This window comes from Saccharothrix carnea (genome assembly GCF_003014735.1).
GTDB classification, from domain to species: domain Bacteria; phylum Actinomycetota; class Actinomycetes; order Mycobacteriales; family Pseudonocardiaceae; genus Actinosynnema; species Actinosynnema carneum.
This window is the reverse complement of sequence record NZ_PYAX01000004.1, coordinates 539,610-561,255: the sequence shown is the minus strand read 5'-3', so window position 1 is coordinate 561,255 and position 21,646 is coordinate 539,610. Positions and strand designations below refer to the sequence as shown.

General features: G+C 71.6%; 20 protein-coding genes. 10 read left to right on the top strand and 10 right to left on the bottom strand.

The genetic code is table 11. From position 1 onward, the window contains the following. Positions 1–160 precede the first annotated feature (160 nt). The gene (locus B0I31_RS14150; protein WP_106615804.1) at positions 161–1,291 is read right to left on the bottom strand and encodes an alkaline phosphatase family protein; all 1,131 of its coding nucleotides are present in this window, start codon (positions 1,289–1,291) and stop codon (positions 161–163) included. A gap of 143 nt (positions 1,292–1,434) precedes the next feature. Between B0I31_RS14150 and B0I31_RS14145 the strand changes: the two genes are divergently transcribed. Together B0I31_RS14145 and B0I31_RS14140 are read left to right on the top strand one after the other, a co-directional pair. Continuing rightward, complete coding sequence (locus B0I31_RS14145) at positions 1,435–1,941, top strand: DinB family protein (RefSeq protein WP_106615803.1); 507 nt, start codon at positions 1,435–1,437, stop codon at positions 1,939–1,941. A 58-nt stretch (positions 1,942–1,999) separates the two neighbouring features. After that, complete coding sequence (locus tag B0I31_RS14140) at positions 2,000–4,084, top strand: tetratricopeptide repeat protein (protein WP_181320160.1); 2,085 nt, start codon at positions 2,000–2,002, stop codon at positions 4,082–4,084. On the opposite strand, the gene B0I31_RS14135 is transcribed toward B0I31_RS14140, so the two are convergent. Further along, positions 4,085–6,436 (bottom strand): HAD-IC family P-type ATPase, encoded by a 2,352-nt coding sequence (locus B0I31_RS14135; protein WP_106615801.1) that lies wholly within the window; start codon positions 6,434–6,436, stop codon positions 4,085–4,087. Between the two features lie 340 nt (positions 6,437–6,776). Between B0I31_RS14135 and B0I31_RS14130 the strand changes: the two genes are divergently transcribed. The 3 genes from B0I31_RS14130 to B0I31_RS14120 all read left to right on the top strand — a co-directional run bounded on the left by B0I31_RS14130 (position 6,777) and on the right by B0I31_RS14120 (position 11,850). Beyond that, the gene (locus B0I31_RS14130) at positions 6,777–9,110 is read left to right on the top strand and encodes a phosphoketolase family protein (protein WP_106615800.1); all 2,334 of its coding nucleotides are present in this window, start codon (positions 6,777–6,779) and stop codon (positions 9,108–9,110) included. A gap of 1 nt (position 9,111) precedes the next feature. Next, complete coding sequence (locus tag B0I31_RS14125) at positions 9,112–10,185, top strand: acetate/propionate family kinase (RefSeq protein WP_106615799.1); 1,074 nt, start codon at positions 9,112–9,114, stop codon at positions 10,183–10,185. A gap of 174 nt (positions 10,186–10,359) precedes the next feature. After that, complete coding sequence (locus B0I31_RS14120; RefSeq protein ID WP_181320159.1) at positions 10,360–11,850, top strand: extracellular solute-binding protein; 1,491 nt, start codon at positions 10,360–10,362, stop codon at positions 11,848–11,850. Between the two features lie 218 nt (positions 11,851–12,068). On the opposite strand, the gene B0I31_RS14115 is transcribed toward B0I31_RS14120, so the two are convergent. The 4 genes from B0I31_RS14115 to B0I31_RS14100 are packed head-to-tail and all read right to left on the bottom strand — an operon-like array spanning position 12,069 to position 15,748. Next, complete coding sequence (locus B0I31_RS14115; protein WP_106615797.1) at positions 12,069–14,108, bottom strand: ATP-binding protein; 2,040 nt, start codon at positions 14,106–14,108, stop codon at positions 12,069–12,071. 22 nt (positions 14,109–14,130) lie between these two features. Then, a complete protein-coding gene (locus B0I31_RS14110; RefSeq protein ID WP_106615796.1) occupies positions 14,131–14,751 on the bottom strand; it encodes a TetR/AcrR family transcriptional regulator in 621 nt (206 codons plus the stop codon). Then, positions 14,720–14,929 (bottom strand): hypothetical protein, encoded by a 210-nt coding sequence (locus tag B0I31_RS14105; protein ID WP_106615795.1) that lies wholly within the window; start codon positions 14,927–14,929, stop codon positions 14,720–14,722. The genes B0I31_RS14110 and B0I31_RS14105 overlap by 32 nt, the downstream gene beginning before the upstream one ends. Positions 14,930–14,938: 9 nt before the next feature. Beyond that, a complete protein-coding gene (locus tag B0I31_RS14100; RefSeq protein WP_106615794.1) occupies positions 14,939–15,748 on the bottom strand; it encodes a class I SAM-dependent methyltransferase in 810 nt (269 codons plus the stop codon). A 97-nt stretch (positions 15,749–15,845) separates the two neighbouring features. On the opposite strand from B0I31_RS14100, the gene B0I31_RS14095 reads away from it, so the two are divergent. After that, entirely contained in the window at positions 15,846–16,178 is a 333-nt protein-coding gene (locus tag B0I31_RS14095) for a YnfA family protein (protein ID WP_106615793.1), read from the top strand. Between the two features lie 36 nt (positions 16,179–16,214). Here the strand turns inward: B0I31_RS14095 and B0I31_RS14090 are convergent, their stop codons facing one another. Further along, positions 16,215–17,186 carry a pirin family protein gene (locus B0I31_RS14090; protein WP_106615792.1) on the bottom strand — a complete coding sequence of 324 codons (972 nt, stop codon included), beginning with the start codon at positions 17,184–17,186 and terminating at the stop codon, positions 16,215–16,217. Positions 17,187–17,272: 86 nt separating this feature from the next. Continuing rightward, positions 17,273–18,106, bottom strand: a complete 834-nt coding sequence (locus B0I31_RS14085; RefSeq protein ID WP_425444361.1) for a peptidoglycan-binding domain-containing protein — start codon at positions 18,104–18,106, stop codon at positions 17,273–17,275. A gap of 341 nt (positions 18,107–18,447) precedes the next feature. On the opposite strand from B0I31_RS14085, the gene B0I31_RS14080 reads away from it, so the two are divergent. Together B0I31_RS14080 and B0I31_RS14075 are read left to right on the top strand one after the other, a co-directional pair. After that, a complete protein-coding gene (locus B0I31_RS14080; RefSeq protein ID WP_146173842.1) occupies positions 18,448–18,744 on the top strand; it encodes a hypothetical protein in 297 nt (98 codons plus the stop codon). A gap of 505 nt (positions 18,745–19,249) precedes the next feature. Then, positions 19,250–19,450 carry an antitoxin gene (locus B0I31_RS14075; RefSeq protein WP_106615790.1) on the top strand — a complete coding sequence of 67 codons (201 nt, stop codon included), beginning with the start codon at positions 19,250–19,252 and terminating at the stop codon, positions 19,448–19,450. Positions 19,451–19,504: 54 nt separating this feature from the next. Here B0I31_RS14075 and B0I31_RS14070 read toward each other — a convergent pair whose 3' ends face one another. Both B0I31_RS14070 and B0I31_RS14065 read right to left on the bottom strand, forming a co-directional pair. Next, positions 19,505–19,741 carry a hypothetical protein gene (locus tag B0I31_RS14070; protein WP_106615789.1) on the bottom strand — a complete coding sequence of 79 codons (237 nt, stop codon included), beginning with the start codon at positions 19,739–19,741 and terminating at the stop codon, positions 19,505–19,507. A 159-nt stretch (positions 19,742–19,900) separates the two neighbouring features. Further along, entirely contained in the window at positions 19,901–20,287 is a 387-nt protein-coding gene (locus tag B0I31_RS14065; RefSeq protein ID WP_106615788.1) for an ATP-binding protein, read from the bottom strand. Between the two features lie 146 nt (positions 20,288–20,433). On the opposite strand from B0I31_RS14065, the gene B0I31_RS14060 reads away from it, so the two are divergent. Both B0I31_RS14060 and B0I31_RS14055 read left to right on the top strand, forming a co-directional pair. Next, positions 20,434–20,757 carry an STAS domain-containing protein gene (locus tag B0I31_RS14060; RefSeq protein ID WP_106615787.1) on the top strand — a complete coding sequence of 108 codons (324 nt, stop codon included), beginning with the start codon at positions 20,434–20,436 and terminating at the stop codon, positions 20,755–20,757. Further along, a complete protein-coding gene (locus B0I31_RS14055; RefSeq protein ID WP_106615786.1) occupies positions 20,754–21,617 on the top strand; it encodes an aminoglycoside phosphotransferase family protein in 864 nt (287 codons plus the stop codon). Before B0I31_RS14060 ends, B0I31_RS14055 begins: the two co-directional genes overlap by 4 nt. Positions 21,618–21,646: the final 29 nt, after the last annotated feature.

Below are 21,646 nucleotides of genomic sequence, written 5' to 3'. Positions count from 1 at the left end.
TCCCGGCCGCAGGTCGTCGGCACCCCCCTGGCGGCCGACACGTGATGCTATGCCGAACCGCGTCCGGGCGGCCCCTGTGGTGGTGGAGCGGGGTGGTCGGCGCTCCGTCTCATTCAACCGAGGTACGAGAACAGTGTTTCCGTACATTTTCGGTCGATGATCACCCGATCGTGTTCAAGATCGGGATGTGCTGCTCCTCCTCCGTCAGGGACCCGTGGTGCCCGACAAAGGTAGTCAGTCCGGGCTCCACCGTCGAACGCACGACCGCCAGCGAACCCTTCGCCGCCACGACCAGGTCACCGATCCGCGGCAGCACGTGAGCATCCACCCGAGGCCCGAACCACCCCGCCTCCACGGCCTCCGCCCGTGACGCGATCCACGCCCGGTCGCCCAACCGCTCCGCCCACCGGGCCCGCACCGCCTCCGCGGCCTCCGTGTACACGTGCCGCACCCGCGCCTCGCCGCCGAGCAGCCGAACACCGTCCCGCAGCACGTCATCGGTGTCGAAGTCGACCCGGTCGTCCGCCGCCACCATCCCGTGATCCGCCGTCACCACCAACGCCGCACCGGCCGGCAACCCGTCCGCCACCGCCGCCGCCAACCGGTCGACGAACCGCAACTGCCACCGCCACGCCTCACTACCCGGCCCGTACACGTGCCCGAGCGCGTCCAGATCGGCGTGGTAGGCGTAGCAGAGCACCCGCTCCGCCGACCGCAACGCCTCCGCCACCCGCGCCACCAGGTCACCGAACCCGAGCACGCCCTGGAACCGCCCACCCCGCAGCACGGCCCGCGTCAGCCCGCTGCCCTTCTGATCACGCGGCAGCACGAGCCGCACCGCCACCCCCGCGTCGGCCGCCACCTCGAACGCCGTCCGCCGCGGCTGCACGTCCTCCGGCACCAGCACGTCCCTCAAGTCGACGTGCGAACCCGCCCCGTACCGCGACCACCGCAACGCGTTCAGCACCTCGCCACCATCGGCGAACGAGTACCCGACCAGCCCGTGCTCACCGGTCGGCACCCCGGTGCCCAACGCGGCCAGGCTGGTCGCCGTGGTCGACGGGAACCCGGCCGTGATCGCCGAGCCCGCCAACGACGCCAGGAACGGCGCGTCCGCCTCGTGCTCCCGCAACAACCGCCACCCCAGACCGTCCACGAGCAGCACGCACACCCGTGGCGGGCCGGCGAGACCGAGCACGTCCACCATCCCCGGCACACCCAGCCCGGAGAGCAACGACGGCACGACGTCGGCGAGCGATCCGCCCCCGTACCGGGGCACCAGCGGGTCCATGGCACCCGACCCTAGCCCGCCGGAGCCCGCGAAGACCGCGACCCGCGAAGACCGCGATCTGCGAAGACCGGGACCTGCGGAGACCGGGACCTGCGGAGACCGGAGTCCGCGAAGCCCGGCCGGGAAAGGGAGACGATGTACCCATGACCACCGAACGCATCGGCCCACCCCTGCGCGCCGGCGAACGGGAGACGCTGCGCGCGTTTCTCGACTACCACCGCGCGACCCTCGCGATGAAGTGCGACGGCCTGTCCACCGAGGACCTGCGCCGCCGCTCCATGCCACCGTCCACGCTGACCCTGCTCGGCCTGGTCCGGCACCTGGCCGAGGTCGAGCGCACCTGGTTCCGCCGCGTGATCAACCACGAGGACGTCCCACTGGTCTGGTCACCGGACGGCGACTTCCAGGTCGCCTACGACGCGTCCGCCGCGACCAGGTCCGAGGCGTTCGAGGCCTGGCAGACCGAGGTCGAGCACGCCCGCCGCGTCGAGCGCGAGGCCGAGTCGCTCGACGTCACCGGCTACCACGAGCGCTGGGGCGAGGACGTGTCGCTGCGCCTGGTCATGCTGCACGTGATCAACGAGTACGCCCGGCACAACGGGCACGCCGACCTCCTGCGCGAGGGCATCGACGGCACGGTGGGCGCGTAACGCCGCTTCTCCGCCGAACTGCGGTGCGCGCGGCTCCGTGGCGGGGGTGGATGGACGGGTGGACGTCCCCAACCCGAACGTCATCGCGGGCGGAGTAGGCGGATCGGCGGTGCAGGCGGGCACCGTCCATGGCGGCGTGCACCTGCACCACGCGCCGCGCTCCCAACGCCCGGTGCCACGGCAACTCCCGCCGGACACGTCCCGGTTCACCGGCCGCGAGGACGCGCTCAGCCGGCTGGACGCCCGGGCCGGCACCGCCACCCTGATCACCGGCACGGCGGGCGTCGGCAAAACCGCCTTGGCGGTCCGGTGGGCGCACCGCCACCGCGACCGGTTCCCGGACGGGCAGCTCTACGTGGACATGCGGGGCTACTCGCCGCGCGGTCCGCTCACCGCCGACCAGGCGCTGGAAGGCTTCCTGCACGCGCTGGACGTCGACCCGGAACGCGTGCCCGTCGACCCGGAGGACAAGGCCGCGCTGTACAGGTCGGTGACCGACGGCCGCAGGTTCCTCGTGCTGGTCGACAACGTCTCCGCCGCCGACCAGGCCCGCCCGCTGCTCGCCGCGTCCGACACCGTCACCGTTCTCGTCACCAGTCGCAACCGGCTGCCGGGCCTGGTGTCGCGCGACGGCGTCGGTCGGCTCGGCCTGGACGTGCTGTCACCGGCCGAGTCGATCAGCCTGCTGCGCGCCACGGCGGGCGGCGACCGCGTCGACGCCGATCCGGCCGCCGCCGCACGCCTCGCCGACCAGTGCGCCCGCCTGCCGCTGGCACTGCGGGTCGCCGCCGAGCGCTGCGCCGACGCACCGTTCACCACGTTGGCCGACCTCACCGCCGACCTCGCCGCCGAGCAGGACCGCCTCGACCTCCTGTCGTCCGGTGACGACCCGAACGCGGCCGTGCGCGCGGTGCTGTCCTGGTCGTACCGGGCGCTGCCGGCGGACGCCGCCGCCGCGTTCCGCGCGTTCGGCCTGCACGTGACGTCGGAGGCGTCGCTGGACGCGCTGGCCGTGCTGTTGGACCTGCCGGCCGCGAGCACCCGCCGCGTGGTCGACACCCTCGTCGCCGCCCACCTGGTCGAACCGACCGCCCGCGACCGCTACCGCGTGCACGACCTGCTGCGCGCCTACGCGGTGGAACGCGCCAACGCCGACCAACCACCGGAGGAAGGCGCGGCTGCGGTCCGCCGGGTGCTCGCGTGGTACCTGCACACCGCCTTCGCCGCCGACCGCACCCTCTTGCCGCTGTACCGGCGGACCCCGCTGCCGGCCGAGGACGTGACGCCGCTGGACTTCGCCGATCGCGCCGCGGCGATGCGGTGGTGCGAGGCCGAGCGGGCGAACCTGGTCGGCGCCGTCCGCCTGGCCGCCGACGCCGGGCACCACGACCTCGCCGGCCGCTTCCCGTCCGCGCTGTGGAGCTTCTTCGACCTGCGCAAGCTCTGGGCGGACTGGACCGCCGTGTTCGAGATCGGCCTGACCAGCACGCGGATCACCGGGGACCGGCACGCCGAAGCGGATGTCCTGAACTGGCTCGGTGTCGCCTTCCACGACACCGGGCGGTACGACCGGGCGATCGACCACCACCAAGAAGCGCTGGCGGTCAGCCGGGAGATCGGCGACCAGCTGACCGAGGCCGGCGCGCTGGCGAACCTGTCGTCGGTCTACCGCAGGCTCGCGCGGTTCGACGAAGCGCTCGACTGCCTCCACCGGTCCCTGACCATCCGGCGGGCCACGCGGGACCTGCGCGGGGAGGCCATCACCCTCAACCGGCTCGGCGCGGTCTACCGAGACCTGGGGCGACTGGACGAGTCGCTCGACCACCTGCGCCGTTCGCTCGACCTGCGCAAGCGCACCGGCGACCGGCACGGCGAGGGGTTCGCCCACCACAGCCTGGCGGCGACCTACGAAGGACTGCGGCAGTCGGACCTGGCCGTGGCGCACTACCGGCGGTGCATCGAGGCACATCGCGAAGTCGGCAACCTGTCCGGTGAGGCCAAGGGGCTGGACTGCCTCGGCAAGGTGCTCGACCGGACCGGTGACACGACCGGCGCGAAGGCTGTCTGGGAGCAGGCGTTGGCGATCTACGAGACCATCGGCAGTGCGGAGGCCTACCAGGTCAGGGCGCGGCTGGCCGGCTGATCAGGCATCACGCACCAGCGCGGACCGGCCGACGAGTTCCACCGAGCCCGCCGCCACCGCGCCGACCGTCAGACCCACCAGCAGCCGCTGCGGCGTGACCTCCAGCAGGAACACGTCCGTCGCCAGCACGGGCACGGTCAGGATCACCGCCGCCGTCGTCGCCAAGCCGGCCAGCAGCGCCACCTTCCACCCCGTCAACGGCCGCGCGAGCAGCGACAACGTCCACAACGACGCCACCAGAACCACCACCGTCGCCACCGTCTGACCAGCCACCCGCCCACCGCCCGTGTCGAGCGCCCGGATCGCCAGGTCGCCCCCGAACGCCGCCAGCCCGATCACCACACCGGTCGGCACGGCCAGCCGCAGCACCCGTCCCAGGAAGCCTGGCACGTACCGGCGCCGGTTCGGGCCGAGGGCGAGCACGAAACCCGGGATGCCGATCGTCAACGTCGAGATCACGGTGAGCTGGATCGGGGCCAACGGGTAGGCGATCCCGCTCGCCAGCACGACCAGCGCCAGCACCAGCGAGTACACGTTCTTCACCACGAACAGGTTCGCCGCCCGCTCGATGTTGGCGATCACCCGCCGACCCTCCGCGACGACGTCCGGCAGGTGCGCGAACCGGCTGTCCAGCAGCACGAGCTGAGCCACCGCCCTGGTCGCGGCGGCACCGTTGCCCATCGCCACGCCGATGTCGGCGTCCTTCAACGCCATCGCGTCGTTCACCCCGTCACCGGTCATCGCCACCACGTGCCCACGTCGCTGCAACGCGCCCACCATGGCCCGCTTCTGCTGCGGCGTGACCCTCCCGTACACGGCGGACTCCTCCAGCACGTCGGCGAGCGCATCCGGGTCGTCGGGCAACGTGCGGGCGTCCACCGCCTCGCCCGCCGCCGCGATCCCGGGCACGCCGACCTCCACCGCGACCGCGCCGACGGTGCGCGGGTTGTCGCCGGAGATGACCCGCAGCGTGACGCCCTGTTCGGCGAAGTACCGCAGCGTGTCGGTGGCGTCGTCGCGGATCCGTTCGGCGAGCACGACGAGCGCGCGTTCTTCGAGGCCGGTGGGCAGCGACGTGCCGGCGGCGGGGGAGTGGGCGGAGGCGAGGACCAGCACGCGTCGGCCCTGCGCGGCGATGGCGGCGGCGCGCCCGGACAGCGCTCCTCCGCCTGGGAACACCATCTCCGGCGCGCCGAGCACCCACGTGCCGTGGTCGTCGGTGTCCACAGAGGACCACTTCCGGCTTGACGAGAACGGCACGCCGCCCGTGCGCCGCCACGTGGTCGAGGCGAACTCCTCGGCCAACGCGGCGGAGGTGGCGTTCGCGTCCGGTGCGGTCGCCAGCAGCGCCAGGGCTTCGCGCAGGTCGTCCCGGGGGTCGTCGGTGATGAGCTGGTCGAAGACGATGTCACCGTGGGTGAGCGTGCCGGTCTTGTCCAGGCAGACGACGTCGACCCGGGCCAGCACCTCCACCGCGGGCAGTTCCTGCACCAGCGTGTGCTTCCGGGCCAACGTCACCGCGGCCACCATGAACGCCAGGCTGGTGAGCAGGACGAGGCCTTCCGGTACCATGCCGACCAGCGCCGCCACCGCGCCGGTCAGGGCTTCCCTCCAGTCGTCGGTGTCGGGGCTGCGCAGCTGGCTCCACAGCAGCAGCGGGCCGACCACCAGCATCATCAGCGAGATCCACCGCAGCAGCCTGTTCGTGCCCGCGACCAGTTCGGACCGCACCACCGTGAACCGGCGTGCCTCGGCGGTGAGGCGGGTCGCGTAGGCGTCCGCGCCGACCGCCGTGGCCTGGAACCGACCCGACCCGGCGACCACGATCGACCCCGACCGCACGTCGTCGCCGACTGTTTTGTGCACCGGATCGGACTCGCCGGTCAACAGCGACTCGTCCACCTCCAGCCCGTCCGCCGCCGTGACCACGCCGTCCGCCACCACCTGGTCGCCGGTGCGCAGGCTGATCAGGTCGTCGGCCACCACGTCACCGACCTCGATCTCGGACGTCACACCGTCACGTGTCACCCGGGCGTGTGGCGCGTTGAGCACGGCGAGCCGGTCGAGGGTGCGTTTGGCGCGCAGCTCCTGGATCACGCCGATGGCCGTGTTGGCGACGACGACCAGCCCGAACAGGCCGTTCTGCCAGCGCCCGGTGGCCAGGATGACGAGGAAGAGCGCGGTCAGCAGACCGTTGAACGGCGTGATGACGTTCGCCCGGACGATCTGCCCGGCACTGCGGCTCGTACGGGACCGAACGGCATTGGTCCGCCCATCCGCGACCCGCTCCGCCACCTCCGCCGAACTCAACCCGACCGCCCGCTCCACGCGCACGCCGGCAACCTCGGCCATCCCCACCTCCCTCACCTCATCGTCACCTGCCCCACCAATTCCCGCCCGCCCACCACCGCAGTCGGCCGGCCCTGGCCCGCGCCGCAGGTGCCCGCCTAGCGGTGGGCGCCCCGCCTGAGTTATCCACAGCCGACTTGCCGGCGATCCGGAAGCGTCAGACCGAGCCGGCAGAATCAAGAACAGGGATCCCCTAAGCGGGGTCGCGTACGCGATCACCCATGCGGCGAAGGCGGTCGGCTCGGGCGCGTCGGGGTCGTGAGTCGCACCGGCCGGACCGCGCGTCGGGCCCGGCCGGTGGTTCGAGTTTCGGAGGGCGGGGATCAGAGCTAGCGTCGGAGCCATGCCGTCCACCGAGCACCTCACGGACGACCTGGACCTGCTGGACGCCTACTGGCGTGCGGCCAACTACCTCTCCGTTGGGCAGATCTACCTGCTCGACAACCCCCTGCTGCGCGAACCCCTCCGCCCCGAGCACGTCAAGCCGCGCCTGCTCGGCCACTGGGGCACGACCCCCGGCCTCAACCTGCTCTACGCGCACATGAACCGGGCCATCAAGCAGCGTGACCTGAACGCCCTCTACGTCACCGGACCGGGTCACGGCGGTCCCGGGTTGGTGGCCAACGCCTACCTGGAGGGCACCTACAGCGAGGTGTACTCGGGCATCGGCGAGGACCTCGACGGCCTGCGCGCGCTGTTCCGCCAGTTCTCCTTCCCCGGCGGCATCCCGAGTCACGTCGCCCCGGAGACACCCGGTTCGATCCACGAAGGCGGCGAGCTCGGCTACGCCCTCCTGCACGCGTACGGGGCGGTGTTCGACAATCCCGATCTCCTGGCGCTGTGCGTGGTCGGGGACGGTGAGGCGGAGACCGGGCCCCTGGCCGCCAGTTGGCACTCGAACAAGTTCCTCGACCCGGCCCGTGACGGCGTGGTGCTGCCCGTGCTGCACCTCAACGGCTACAAGATCGCCAACCCCACCGTGCTGGCCCGCATCCCGGACGACGAGCTGGCCTCGCTGCTGCGCGGCTACGGGCACACGCCGCACTTCGTCGTCGGCGAGGAGCCCAAGGCCGTGCACGAACAGCTGGCGTCCACATTGGACACCGTGCTGGACGACATCGCCGAGATGAAGCAGTCCAGGCAACGCCCGCCGTGGCCGATGATCGTGCTGCGCACCCCGAAGGGCTGGACCGGGCCGCGCGAGGTGGACGGCCGGCAGGTCGAGGGCACGTTCCACGCCCACCAGGTCCCGCTCGCCGCCACCCGCACCGACGCCGGGCACCGCGCGCAGCTGGAGGAGTGGCTGCGCAGCTACCGCCCCGACGAGCTGTTCGACGACAACGGCACGCTGCGGCCGCACCTGCGGGCCCTGGCGCCGACCGGCGACCGGCGGATGAGCGCCAACCCCCACACCAACGGCGGACGGCTCCTGCGGGACCTGCGGATGCCCGACTTCCGCGACCACGCGGTCACCGTCGAGCAGCCCGCCGTCGAGAGCAGCGAGGCCACCAAGGTGCTCGGCGCGTTCCTGCGCGACGTGATGCGCCTCAACCCGGACAACTTCCTGGTCATGGGCCCGGACGAGGTCGCGTCCAACCGGCTGTCGGCGCTGTTCGACGTCACGGAGCGCAAGTGGAACGCGGACACCGTGCCCGGCGACGACCACCTCGCACCGGACGGCCGGGTGCTGGAAGTGCTGTCCGAGCACCTGTGCCAGGGCTGGCTGGAGGGCTACCTGCTCACCGGCAGGCACGGCCTGTTCACCAGCTACGAGGCGTTCATCCACATCGTCGACTCGATGCTCAACCAGCACGCCAAGTGGCTCAAGACGACCCGCGCGATACCGTGGCGGGCACCGCTGGCGTCGTTGAACTACCTGCTGTCGTCGCACGTCTGGCGGCAGGACCACAACGGGTTCAGCCACCAGGACCCCGGTTTCCTCGACCACGTGGTGAACAAGAAGGCCGAGATCGTCCGCGTGTACCTGCCGCCGGACACCAACACGCTGCTGTCGGTGGCGGACCACTGCCTGCGCAGCAAGCACTACGTGAACGTGATCGTGGCGGGCAAGCAACCGGCGCTGACGTACCTGGCTATGCCGGACGCGGTCGCGCACTGCGCGCGCGGGGTGGGCATCTGGGATTGGGCGGGCACCACCGAGGGCGAGCCGGACGTGGTGCTGGCCTGCGCGGGCGACATCCCGACGTTGGAGACCCTGGCCGCCGCGAAGCTGCTGCGCCACCACCTGCCCGACCTGAAGGTGCGCGTGGTCAACGTCGTCGACCTCATGCGCCTGCAACCGGACACCGAACACCCGCACGGCCTGTCGGACCGCGACTTCGACGCGCTGTTCACCACCGACAAGCCGGTGATCTTCGCGTTCCACGGCTACCCGTGGCTCATCCACCGCCTCACCTACCGCCGCACGAACCACGTCAACCTGCACGTGCGCGGCTACAAGGAGGAGGGCACGACGACCACGCCGTTCGACATGGTGATGCTCAACGACCTCGACCGGTTCCACCTGGTCATGGACGTGATCGACCGGGTGCCGTCGCTGAGCGGCGCGGCGGCGTCGTTGCGGCAGCACATGGCCGACGCCCGGCTCGCCGCCCGCCAGTACACGCGGGAGCACGGCGAGGACGACCCGGCGATCGCCGGGTGGACGTGGAGCTGACGTGCGGGTCCTGGTCGTCAACGCGGGCTCGTCCAGCCTGAAGCTGCGGCTGCTGGCGGCCGACGACGAGGTGGAGCGCTCCGCCGACGTCGAGCCGGAGCCGGACCGGCTCGGCGACGTGCTGGCGGACTGGCCGACTCCGGACGCCGTCGGCCACCGCGTGGTGCACGGCGGCACGCGGTTCACCGAGCCGGTCGTGCTGGACGACCTGGTACGTCAGGCGCTGGTCGACCTGACCGCGCTCGCGCCGCTGCACCAGCCGAAGTCGTTGGCGGGCCTGGACGCGGTGCACCGGCTGCTGCCCGACGTGCCGGCGGTCGCGTGCTTCGACACCGCGTTCCACACCACCATCCCCGCCGCGGCGGCCACGTACGCCGTGCCGCGGGAGTGGCGGGACCGGTACGCGATCCGCCGCTACGGCTTCCACGGCCTGTCCCACGCCTACTGCGCGCGACGGGTCGCGGAACTCGTGTCGCCCGGACTGCGGCTCGTCAGCTGCCACCTGGGCGCGGGCGCGTCCCTGACAGCGATCGCGGACGGCCGCAGCGTCGACACCACCATGGGCTTCACCCCCTTGGAGGGTCTGGTGATGGCGACCAGGTCGGGCACCGTCGACCCCGGCCTGGTGCTGTGGCTGGAGGAGCACGAGAACCTGTCGCCGCACGAGGTCGCGACGGCGCTGGAGAAGGAGTCCGGCCTGACCGCGCTGGCCGGCACCGGTGACCTGCGCGAGATCGACGCGGCGGCGGTCGACGGCGATCCGGACGCCTTGCTGGCCCTGGACGTCTACACGCACCGGCTGGTCGGCGGCATCGCCTCGATGGCCGCCGCGCTGGGCGGGCTGGACGTGCTCGCGTTCACCGGCGGTGTCGGCGAGAAGTCGGCCACGGTGCGCCGCCGTGCGGCCGAGCGGTTGGGCTTCCTCGGAGTCATGGTGGACGCGGAGCGCAACGAGCACGTCGACGGTGACGCGGAGATCACCGGTCCGGACGCGCGCGCCCGGACCTTCGTCGTCACCGCGCGGGAAGACCTGGAGATCGCCCACGGCACGCGCGAGGCCCTGGCCGATTCCTGACCGCCACAATGCGGTTTCCCCGGCAACGAGAATAAATTCCTCGCCATTGATGGCGGATTGACACACCCCGCGGAGCCGGTGTTACTTGGCACATCGCGTCATGCGAAGGGGTGGGGGATGACCGATTCCGGGGGACAGTGGAGTCCCCGATTTCGCATTGTATTGATAGCGATCATGTTGCTGCTCGGCATCGCCGTGACCATGGTCTCCACGATCCTGGTCACGGAGGTGGACAAGTCGTGGACGCCCGGTTCCGTGACGCGCGGCGTGCTCAGCGCCGTGCTGGTGCTGTTCTCCGGTGTGTACGTCAACCTGATGCTGGCGGCCATCCTCAAGGTGTGGCGCGACCCCGGGTCGGCGAACCGCTCGTTGGCCAAGACGGTCAAGGACGTCCGCGGCTGGTTGAGCGAGACGCCCCGGCGCATCGGGATCGCGCTGACGATCGCCGCGATCGTCGCCGCCGGTCTCGCCCTGCGCCCGTCGCCACCGCCCGACACCGGTCTGGAAGCGGGCGAGCTCATCATCATGACGGCGTTCGACGAGAGCCCGAGCGACCCCCGGACGATGCTCATCAAGCAGTGGAACCAACTGCACCCTGCCAACCAGGCCAAGATCGTGGCGGTGCCCGGCGAGCCAGACCAGCAGAACGCGCGCATGGTCAACGACGCGAAACCGGACGGAGCGCACGAGGCCGACGTCTACGTGCTCGACCTCGTCTGGATGGCGCAGTTCAGGCACGAGGGCTACATCCGCGAGCTCGACCGGTCGACGTTGACCGGGCTGGACGACTTCGTGCCCAAGGTGCTGGGCACGTGCGTGCACGACGGGAAGCTGTGGGGCCTGCCGCTCAACACCGACGTCGGCCTGCTCTACTACCGGACCGATCTGCCCGAGGCGGTCAAGCCGCCGACGAAGTGGGAGCAGTACTTCGGCGAGGACGCCGCCGCCGCGGCAGCCGCCACGCCCGGTGTCGAGGCGGCGAACGCGGCGGCACTGGCCAACGAGGAGATCCTCACCGTCACCGCGTTGGAGGCGATGTGGGCGGCGGGCGGCAAGACGTTCGGCGAGAACGGTGACGTCGCGCAGAACGAGGACAAGACCACCGTGCAGCTCGGGGCCAACGACGAGATCGGCCTCGGACGACTGGCCGCCGCGGCGCACGACGACAACGTCGTGGTGACCGACGAAGTGCGGTCGACCACGGATGACGGCGCGGTGCGCACGTTCGCCGAGGGACGCACCCTCTACATGCGCAACTGGCCGGTCGCCCGGGACGGGCTGCGCGACCAGGTCGAGTTCCGCGTCGCCGCACTGCCGACCGCGAGCGCGCTCGGCGGCCAGAACCTGGCGATCAGGGCGGGCACCGACAAGCCGCGGGCCGCGCAGGCGTTGATCGAGTTCCTGACCGGCGCGCCCAGCCAGCTGATCCTGTCCGAGATCGGCGGGTTCGCACCGACCAGGCAGTCCGCGTACGACAACGCCGAACGTCGGGAGCTGCAGGAACTGCGCACGGCCCTCAACAACGCCCGCCTGCGCCCGGTCACGCGGCACTACGTCGAGTTCAGCAGGGTGTTCCGCGACGGCGTCGCCGAGGCGATCAACGACCGGAGCGGGCGGCTGAAGCCGGAAACCCTGCAGCAGTTGGCGAAGATCCTCAACCAGTGAGCGCCCCGGCGTCACCGACTCGACTTCGCCATCGTTGTCCGCGACGGGCCGCGTCGAACGTGACGCGGCCCGACGAGTGCCTAGTGCCGCGACCGTTACGTCCTCCCGGCCTCAGCGGGGCGCCTCGCGACACCAGGAACCGGGCTGAGGACGTCGGGCCGGCACCCCGACGCGCCCGTCCGACTGTTGGGTTCGGGGCAAGGTCGCCGGTCGCGGCACTAGCCGGTCGACGCCGGACCGAACGGGTTGACGCCCGGCAGCGCCTCGAAGATCCGCTCGGCCTGCCGTTGGCAGGCCGCCGCGTCGTCAGCCCGCCCAGCCGCCCGGTAGGTCACCGCGAGGTTCACCAACGTCCGTGCGTAGCCGTGGGTGTCCGCCTGCTCCTCCGCGATGCGAAGGTTGTGGTTGTGGCACTCGATCGCATCATCGAACCGGCCCATCTCGCGGTAGGTGACGCCGATGTTGTCGAAGGACCGGCCTAGCAGCAGCGGCATGTCCGCTTCCCGGCACAGCGCCACCACCTCCTGGTGCAGCACGACGGCGCGGTCGAACTCCCCCTGCTGCCGGTGGACCACGGCGAGGTTGTGCAGCGCGCTGACGTGGCTCTTCGTGACGCCTGCCTCCACGAACAGGTCACGCGCCCACAGGTGGCAGCGCACCGCCCACCTCGGCCGGTCGGTCTGGCGGTATACCGCTCCGAGCCGGTTGAGGGCCACGCCGAAACCCACTCGGTCGCCCAGTTCGCGGAACAGGGGCAGTGCTTCGCGCAAGCACTTCATCGCCGTGGCGGTGCGCCCGAGTTGGCTCAGCGCGAAACCGAGCCCGACGAGGAGTTCCGCTTCCCCCGCCGGGTCGTCGATGCGACGGGCCGCGGTCAGGGCCGTCTGGTCGATGGAGATCCACTCGTGCAAGAGCTTGCGCCGGTCGAGGTATGCCGCCAGGCCGTTGGCCAACTGGACCACGTGGTGGAGGTGACCGGTTCTGTGCGCCAGGTCGATCGCCGAGATCAGGTTTGCGCGGTCGGCGTCCACTGCCTGCACCACCGCACCCGTCAGCACGAGGCCGTGGCGGTCGGAGCAGGCGTGCACTTCGGCCAGGTAGTGGTCGAGCATCCGCTCGATCGCCTGGTCGCGTTCGGGGTCGGCGTCCGCTTTGTCCGCCGCGTAGAGGCGCATGAGGTCGTGCATCCGCCAGCGGTCGGGAGACCGGCCGGGTTGCAGGAGGTGGGCCGCGCGCAGTTGTCGGATCAGCCGCCGGGTTGTCTCGCGGTTGGTGTCGGTGATGGCGGTGATGGTGTCGAGGGCGACGTCCGGTCCGGGGTCCAGCGCGGTGAGTCGGAGCAGTCTGGCCTGGTCGGGGTCGAGGAGTGCGTAGGAGAGGTCGAAGGCGGCGCGTACGGCGAGGTTGCCGTCGTAGTCGAGTTCGCGGAGGCGGTGTCGTTCGTCGGCGAGTGCGTCGGCCAGGTCGGCGACGGTCCGCTCCGGATCGGCGACGAGCATGGCGGCCGCCACCCGGACCGCCAACGGCAGACCTCCGCACAGACGGGCGACCCGTTCGGACGCCGCCTTGTCGTCGGCCACCCGGGTGTCGTCGGGGTTGCCGATGCCGAGCACCGCGACGAGCATCCGCACCGCGTCCGGCACGTTAAGGACGTCCAGGTCGAGCAGGCGGGTGTGGTCGAGGCCGGCGAGCCGGTGCCTGCTGGTGATCAGCACCCGGTGTCGGGAGTCGCCCGGCAGGAGCGGGATGACCTGGTCGGTGCCGGAGACGTTGTCCGCGACGACCAGCATGCGCTCGCGGTCGGCGAGCAGCGACCGCCACAGCCTGACCCGATCTGCCTGGTCCGGCGGGATGTGCTCGCTCGCCACGCCCAGTGCGCCGAGCAGCCCTCCCAACGCGGTCGACGGCGTGATTCGCTGGTTGGGTTGGTCGTAGCCACGCAGGTCGATCATGACCACTCCGCCGGGGAACCACCCGGCGGCGACGGCCCGGTGCGCCGCGAACACGGCCAACGCCGTCTTGCCCACACCCGGCAGGCCGCCGATGGCCCAAGCGGGCACCGTGTCGTCGGACCTCGGTTCCAGCGAGGAAGCCAGTCGGGTCAGTTCGCCCTCGCGGCCGATGAACACGGCGGGCGGTGGCAGTCCGGCGACCGCGATCGGCCGTGCCTGCGACGAGATCACGGTCGCGTTGCGGGCCTGCACGATGTTGCCGACGACTTGTCCGTCCACCAGGTTGCGCACCGGATCTTCGGTCATGCCACCAGGTGTACCAGCAGTTCTAGCGCGGTGTGATGCCGTGCAGCACGGTGGCGACCAGGGCCTCGACGCGACCCGGCGGCACGTCCGGTGGCTCCGACCGGCCCCGGAAGACGTGGGGGAGGACCAGTTCGTGGCACGCGCCCACGACGAGCGTGGCCACGGCGTCCGGGTCGGTGTCGGCGGTGACGCGGCCGTTGGCCTGTTCGGTGCGCAGGTAGTCGGCCAGGGCGGTGTGCAGGCCGCGTCCGCCGGCCATCGGGTTGGGCAGGGCGTCGAAGCGGGCGAACACCTCGGGTTGGCCGATCAGGCCGGCGAACGCGGGCAGGAACGCGGTGTGCGCGGCCAGCGCGTGGGTGACGAAGGCGTGCAGGTTCTCCGCCGGCGTGCCCTCGGTGCCCGGGCGGCCGATGCGGCGCTCCACGTCGCGGACGTGCTGGTGGAGGGCCAGCGCGAGCAGTTCCTCCTTGTCCGCGAAGTGGTTGTAGAGCACGCCGACCGCGACGTCGGCCGCGCGGGCGATGTCGCGGACCGTGAGGCCGGCCGTGCCGCGTTCGGCGATCAGGCGGGTGGTCGCGGCGATCAGGTGGTCGCGCAGGCTCACGTCGCCGTCACGCAGTGCTGCTGCTCGTCGCGGTGCCATCGTGTTGCATCGTAGGCGGTAGGTGGAGGCGGAAGCCGTGGCCCGCCGCTTCGGTCGGGGAACCGACCTGGTCCACGTGCCACACGCCGGGCGGCAGCGTGGGCAGCCGGTCGTACGACGGTGACAGCATGGCCGCCGCCTCCCGGCCGACCGTGCCGTGCCCGCCGAAGATCACCACCGCCGCACGTCAGGCCCTCGCCGTGACCAGCCGGGCGGCACCGCGCAGCCGCACCGCGTCACCGTCGGCGTGCGGGGCGAGCGCGGCGGCCACCGAGTCACGGACGCGGTCCACGGTCGACGGCGAGGCGTCACGCAGCGCGAACCGCACCGGGCCCCAGCCCATGAGGAACTCCGTCGCGTCGGCCACGTCGCTGCCCCACACCTGCTCCGCGTCCACCGCCTCGGCCGTGACGTCGGTGAAGCCCGCGCCGGTGAGCACCCGGTCGATCACGGCCGGGTCGGACAGCGACAACGGCCCCGTCTCGGTGGACGTGGACGTCGGCGAGGTGCCGAACGCGGCGAACACCCCGGCCAGGTCGCCCAGGTCCCGCATGGACAGGAACACCAGCCGCCCGCCCGGCCGCAGCGCGCCGCGGACGTTGGTGAACGCCGCCACCGGGTCGGCGAAGAACATGACCCCGAACCGGCTGACCGCCACGTCGAACGCGTGCGGCGGGAACGGGAACACCTGCGCGTCGCCCTGCACGAACGTCATGTTCGGCGCGCCCACCGCGGTCATCCGGGCGCGGGCCAGCATCGGGCCGGACAGGTCGATGCCGGTGACGTGGGCGGCGCGGCGGGCCGCCAGCCGGCTGATCCTCCCGTTGCCGCAGCCGAGGTCGAGCACCCGGTCCTGCGGCCCGATGGCGGCCGCGGTGAGCAGCGTGTCGTTGAAACCGCTGTTCACGGCGTCGTAGCGGTCGTGGTGCTCGGCCCAGTGCTCGCCCTCGTAGCCGTTCCACGCCTCGAACTGGTGGGTGTTGACGATGTCCGGCACGGTGTCGCTCCCGTCGTTGTGAACGCCTGTTCATGAACAACTGTTCACTTCGCGCCCGGGTGTTGTCAAGGACGGACGCGCGGCTATCGTCGCGATCATGGCCGTGGTCCGCTCGCTGGTGCTGTTCGCGTTGGCCGCGTTCGCGGAGATCGGCGGCGCGTGGCTGGTCTGGCAAGGCGTCCGCGAGCACCGCGGCCTGCTGTGGATCGGCGCGGGTGTGGCGGCCCTCGGCCTGTACGGCTTCGTGGCGACGTTGCAACCGGACGCCCACTTCGGCCGCATCCTGGCCGCGTACGGCGGGGTGTTCGTGGCCGGTTCGCTCGCCTGGGGCGTCGTCGTGGACAAGTTCCGCCCCGACCGGTGGGACTACCTCGGCGCCGCGATCTGCCTGGTCGGCGTGGCCGTGATCATGTACGCACCGCGCCCGTGAGGCCGGAGGGCGTCGGCGCGGTGAAGCCCGTTCCGGTCAGGCCGGTGGTGGGTTGCCGCGGGGGCGGAGGCGGCCCATCGGGAGTGGTGGGGCGGGGAGGTGGTGGCCGGGGTAGCCGGTGACTTGGCCGAAGCGGTCCGATTGTTGTTGCCACTGGTCGCGGTAGGCGGCGATTTCGTCGTGGGTGCGGCCGACGAAGTTCCACCACATCACCAGGTCCTCGCCCAGCGGTTCGCCGCCCAGCAGGACGACGCGGGCCGGGCTGTCGGTGGTGTTGGTCAGGTGCAGGGTGGTGGCGCCGAGGCCGACGTAGCCGAGGGTGCCGTGGGCCAGTGCGGTGCCGTCGAGGTCCACCGCGCCGATGTCGACCAGCACGCCGTGCTCGAACGCCGGGTCCACGTCGAGCGCCAGCCGCGCGCCCGGTTCCAGCACGAGTTCCGCGCCCAGCAGCGGCGTGAACGTGCGCACCGGAGACGTATGGCCGGCCACCGTGCCCAGGAAGACCCGGGCGGTGGCGCCGTCCAGCGCCGCCACCTCGGGCACGTGGTGCTGGAAGTCGCGCGGTGCGTCGCGGTGGGCGTCGGGTAGCGCGATCCACAGCTGCACGCCGTGCAGGACGGTCGTGTCCGGGGTCGACACCTCGGAGTGGCAGATGCCGTGCCCGGCCGTCATCAGGTTCAGCTCGCCCGGCCGCACCATCGCGTGCACGCCGAGGCTGTCGCGGTGCTCGATCTCGCCGCTGAACAGCCAGCTCGCGGTCTGCAGGCCGGTGTGCGGGTGCGGTGCGACGTCCATACCGCCGCTGACCGACACGTCGTCGGGACCGTAGTGGTCGGCGAAGCACCACGCCCCGATCAGCGACCGCGACCGCTGCGGCAACGTGCGCCGCACGGTCATCGCCCGCGGCCCGCCCAACGGGACGTCACGGGGTTCGAGCACCTCGACCGCGGCGACGCCGGAGGTGCTCTCGCAGATCAGCTCGGACGGGTGGGTCTCCACGTTGCTCATCGCGACCCCGCTCGGACGACGGCCATCAGCCCATCCTAGAGCCGCGACCGAGCATCTTCCCCGCCTCGGCAAGGCGCCTCGCGGCTCTAGAGCCGCGAGTACTCCTCCCAGGTCCGCTTGGGCGTCACGACCGGCCCGTCGTCCGGTCCCCGGTTGGCCAGGCCGTTGAAACCCAGGTAGTAGTCACCGGCCTGGTTGCGGGCGCCGGTGGACAGGTCCGGGTCGCCCAGGGCGATTGCGTGGATGTGGTAGTCGAAGCCCTGCGCCGGGGTGCGGATCCAGGCCGCGAACCCGACCTGGCGCAGCACCCGGGCCACGGTCGTGCGGGTGGTGGCGGTCATGCCGGACACCGAGATGTCCAGCGCTCCGCCGCCGTCGTGCGTGCCCGCCGAGCCGGGCACGCCGCCGGGGTTGTACGAGCCCTGGGTGATGCCCAGCGACCGGCCCAGCAGCCGTTCCGCCTCGACCAGCATGGCCTTGGTGCGGGTGTTCATCAGGGCGCTGTGGTAGGTCACCCGACTGCCCGCCGACACCACGCGGGTGACGGTGTAGGTCGTCTCGCCGAGCAGCCGCAACGACGTCGGCCCGGGCATGCCGGACGCGTCGAGCCCGGTGTAGCCCAGCGAGCGCTGGTAGGCCGCGTAGGCGTCGATCGTGCGGGTGCCGAAGTGCCCGTCGACGTAGGTCGAGGCCAGGTGCCCCTTGGCGGCGAGCGCGCGCTCCACCAGCCGCACGCTGTCGCCGCTGCCCGGCGTGATCGCCGAGTCGGCCCGGCGCGGGTCGATCTGCGCGGCCTTGAGCACGGCTTCCATGTCCACCACGGGCAGTGCCACGGCCTGCGGCGCGGCGGCGGCGGGAACGCCGAGGCCCACCAACCCGATCAGCACACCGGCCACTGCGGCGACTCTGACGTTGACCACGTCCACCTCCGGTCGACACCCGACGAACCGGGGCCAGTCAAGCGCGGACCGGCGGTTCTTGGCAACAGGTGTCCGTAGTTGGTTGAACATTGACGGACACGGGCGCGCTTCGTCCGACGGAGGAGCGTGGAGTAGAGTCTTCCGAGTTGGGGCACGAGCTGTCGGCACTCGGTCGGCGCGGTCCCCGACCCAGTCCGGCCGCACTCCGGGGCCGGGGACGGGAGCACCGGCTTGTCGCCGGACCATCCGTTCACATCATCTACCCCCAAGGCCCGCAGGCACGCCGGTCCGATCCACCAAGCGCGTGGTGCGGCCCTGCCGGCAGGGGAGGCGGGGTCGTCATGACGCAGACCAGACCTGGTCGATCACAGGGCGCCGCGGTGGGTTTCGCCGACGCGCGGGCCGCGGCCGACAGGGCCGAGACCATCCAGCGCAACCAGGCCGCGCGCACCGTCCTGGACAACTCCGTCGACGCGAACGACTGCGCCGAACTGCTGTCCATGCTCGGCCTGCCCGACCCGCCCGCGGACGACGCACCGGTGCGCACCCGCAACGAACGGGCCCAGGACCAGCGCGCCGCCGAGCACAGCGTGCCCGGTCACGCCTACCAGGACGCCACCTACCCGGCGCGTGAGTGATCACGCGTACCGGCATTCGTCGTACCGGCCGCCACCACGACGTCGTGCCCGGAGTGCGGCCACCGGGCCGGTGACGCGGGTCGGGTGCGCGGTGAACCGTCACACGAATCGTCGATGTGCCACAACATCCGCGCCAGGCGCGGTGTGAGTGTCGCAATTGGACGGTGCCGACGACGTCCGGCGGCAACGCCCGCAGCCGGGCGGACTCCTGATCCAGGCAGTCGGCGCGGTGACCGTGCCGCTGACACCGCGGGCGGCAGGCGCTGCTCTCCGTGGGCGACGGCCGGTTCGCGGGAGCCGTGGTGCCGCTGGACGCATCACCACACCGTGCTCCGACCCTCCTGCCGCGTGCTCGCGGCTGTCCGCTTGTCTCCGTGACCTCGTTGACGATCGACCTAACTCGTCCGGGTGAGTTGTCGGCCAACGCGCATCAACCGCACCGCCCCACGGGTAGCCCACCCTTCGGAGTGTCCACGAGGGACACCCGGAGGAGGTTCGAGCGCAGATGGGCATTGGCGACAAGTTCGACGAGCTGAAGGACAAGGCCAAGGACGCTCTCGGCCAGCACGGCGACAAGGCGGACCAGGGCATCGACAAGGCCGGCCAGGTCATCGACGAGCGGACCGGTGGTCAGCACTCCGAGCACATCCAGACCGGGGCGGACAAGGCCAAGGAGGGTCTGGACCGATTCCGCGAACAGCAGTAGCCCGCAGCGACCGAGGGCCGCCCTCGTCCGATGAGGGCGGCCCTTGCGCGCGTGCTACGACTTGCCGAGGCGCGACGCGAGCAGCTGCTTGCCCTGCTCGGCGCCCTTGCGGCTCTCACCCTGCGCGCGGCGGAAGAAGTCCGCCAGCTCGCGGTCGCCCGCCCGTTCGGCGTCGGCGATGTAGCTCTCCAGCCGCAGCGCGTTGCTCAGGCACGCCTCGACGAACCAGATGATGTTGTAGTCCTTGTCCTGCGTCCCGGTCACCTGACCGGCTTCCGTCGTGGTGGACACATGACCTCCTCGTTGTCAGCGCTCCCCGGATACCCGTTTTGCCCCGCCTGAACGCAAGTGCCGTACCCCTACGGATCGAAACCCGGATTGTTCCCGACCGGCTGTCACCCGAAAGTGGAACGGCGCGCCTCGGCCGGTCCCTGCCCGGTCGGGGCGCGCTCAGCTGTCGAGCTCGGCCCACACGACCTTGCCGTCGGCGGTCGGCTCGGAGCCCCACGCCCGGCTCAGGGCCGCCACGATGATCAGCCCGCGCCCCCGTGCCGACTCGACCTGCACCGGTCTGGGCTGGGGTGGCGCGGACGACTGGTCGGCCACCTCGATCCGCAGGCCGGACTCCGTCCGCGAGACGGTCAGCCCCACCGGACCGGTCGCGTGGTCGACGGCGTTGGACACCAGTTCGGTCACCACCAGGGCGGCGTCGTCGGCGGCGTCGGCCGACAGCCCCCACGCCGCCGCCGCGTCACCCACCACCTGTCGGGCACGCGCCGATGAGCCCGCTGAGGCGGGCAGCGTCACGGCCACCGGCGCCGCTGGCTCGTTGCGCACATCCGCTCCCCGTTGATCGGCCGTTACCGCATCGTCGCACATCCTCCGGTCGTGGCACCGGGCGGTCGTGCCGATCGGTGTCCGCGGCACCCCGGTGTCGACTCGGTCTCGGCATTCGGCCCGTCCGGTGGCTAGGCTCGTGCCTCATGGAGTTGCAGGTGCGCAGTGAGGTGCGGGGCGACTGGACGGTCGTCGCGGTGTCGGGCGAGCTGGACGCGGACACCGTCCCCGTGCTGTCCGACCGCCTCGAGGAGAGCGCGGGCGCCCACGTGGTGGTGGACCTGAGCGGTGTGCCGTTCATGGACACCACGGGCCTGTCCCTGATGCTCGACTGGCACCGCAGGCTGGACGGCGCGGGCGGGCAGTTCCGGATGGCGTGCATGCAGCCATCGGTGCACAAGCTGTTCCGGCTGACCGAGTTGACCGAGGTCATGCACATCCACGACACCGTCGAGTCCGCCACGACGTGATCCCCGAGACGTTCCGGAACTCACCCATACCGCGTGACCCGGGCTGGCTGGCCACCCTGCCCGCCGCCATCGAGCACCACCTGGCAGCCTGGCACCTCCGCCCGGACGGCCCGGTGACGCACGGCTCGCACGCCCTGGTGATCCCGGTGGTCCGCGACGACACCCCGCTCGTCCTGCGCTTCAACGCACCGAGCGAAGACGTGACCGCGCACATCGAGGCACTGCGCTTCTGGCAAGGCCGGGGAACCGTCCACCTGCTCGACGCCGACCCCGCCGCCGGCGCCCTGCTGCTGGAACGCCTGGACATGCACCACAGCGCCCTCGACCTGCCGTCAGAAGAAGCGATGGCCGTACTGGGCGCGATGGCCCGACGACTGGCCGTACCCGCGCCGCCAACGGCCCGTTCCACGGCGGACCTGGCCCTCGCCCGTGCGGACAGCCTGGAAGCCGACTGGCTGCGCCAAGCCCACCCCTTCGACCGCGCCTTCCTCCGTGCGGGGGAGGAGGCCGCGGAGACCTTGGTCACCACCACGTCCACCCTCGCCGTCAACGGCGACCTGCACTCGGCCCAGGTACTGCGCGGCAACCGCGAACCCTGGCTGACCGTCGACCCGATCCTGCTGCGCGGCGACATCGCCTACGACCTGGCCAGAGTCCTCTGGACCAGACTCGACGAAATGCCCACCCCCACCGCCATCGCGGCCCACCTGACCATCATCGCCGAAACCGCCGACATCCCCCTCCACCACGCCCGCAACTGGGTCGTCTTCCGCGCCATCGACTACTGGCTATGGGGCCTGGACGCCGGCCTGACCGAAGACCCCCACCGCTGCCACCGCCTCGTCACCGCCCTGACCTGAACCAGAACCCAGGGGACCTGAACGCAGAA

Bases quoted from the DNA above. Each gene is read 5' to 3' on its own strand.
- B0I31_RS14150 (WP_106615804.1), bottom strand. From the start codon at position 1,291: ATGGACCCGCTGGTGCCCCGGTACGGGGGCGGATCGCTCGCCGACGTC.
- B0I31_RS14145 (WP_106615803.1), top strand. From the start codon at position 1,435: ATGACCACCGAACGCATCGGCCCACCCCTGCGCGCCGGCGAACGGGAG.
- B0I31_RS14135 (WP_106615801.1), bottom strand. From the start codon at position 6,436: ATGGCCGAGGTTGCCGGCGTGCGCGTGGAGCGGGCGGTCGGGTTGAGT.
- B0I31_RS14130 (WP_106615800.1), top strand. From the start codon at position 6,777: ATGCCGTCCACCGAGCACCTCACGGACGACCTGGACCTGCTGGACGCC.
- B0I31_RS14120 (WP_181320159.1), top strand. From the start codon at position 10,360: ATGTTGCTGCTCGGCATCGCCGTGACCATGGTCTCCACGATCCTGGTC.
- B0I31_RS14115 (WP_106615797.1), bottom strand. From the start codon at position 14,108: ATGACCGAAGATCCGGTGCGCAACCTGGTGGACGGACAAGTCGTCGGC.
- B0I31_RS14110 (WP_106615796.1), bottom strand. From the start codon at position 14,751: ATGGCACCGCGACGAGCAGCAGCACTGCGTGACGGCGACGTGAGCCTG.
- B0I31_RS14095 (WP_106615793.1), top strand. From the start codon at position 15,846: ATGGCCGTGGTCCGCTCGCTGGTGCTGTTCGCGTTGGCCGCGTTCGCG.
- B0I31_RS14090 (WP_106615792.1), bottom strand. From the start codon at position 17,186: ATGAGCAACGTGGAGACCCACCCGTCCGAGCTGATCTGCGAGAGCACC.
- B0I31_RS14080 (WP_146173842.1), top strand. From the start codon at position 18,448: ATGACGCAGACCAGACCTGGTCGATCACAGGGCGCCGCGGTGGGTTTC.
- B0I31_RS14075 (WP_106615790.1), top strand. From the start codon at position 19,250: ATGGGCATTGGCGACAAGTTCGACGAGCTGAAGGACAAGGCCAAGGAC.
- B0I31_RS14060 (WP_106615787.1), top strand. From the start codon at position 20,434: ATGGAGTTGCAGGTGCGCAGTGAGGTGCGGGGCGACTGGACGGTCGTC.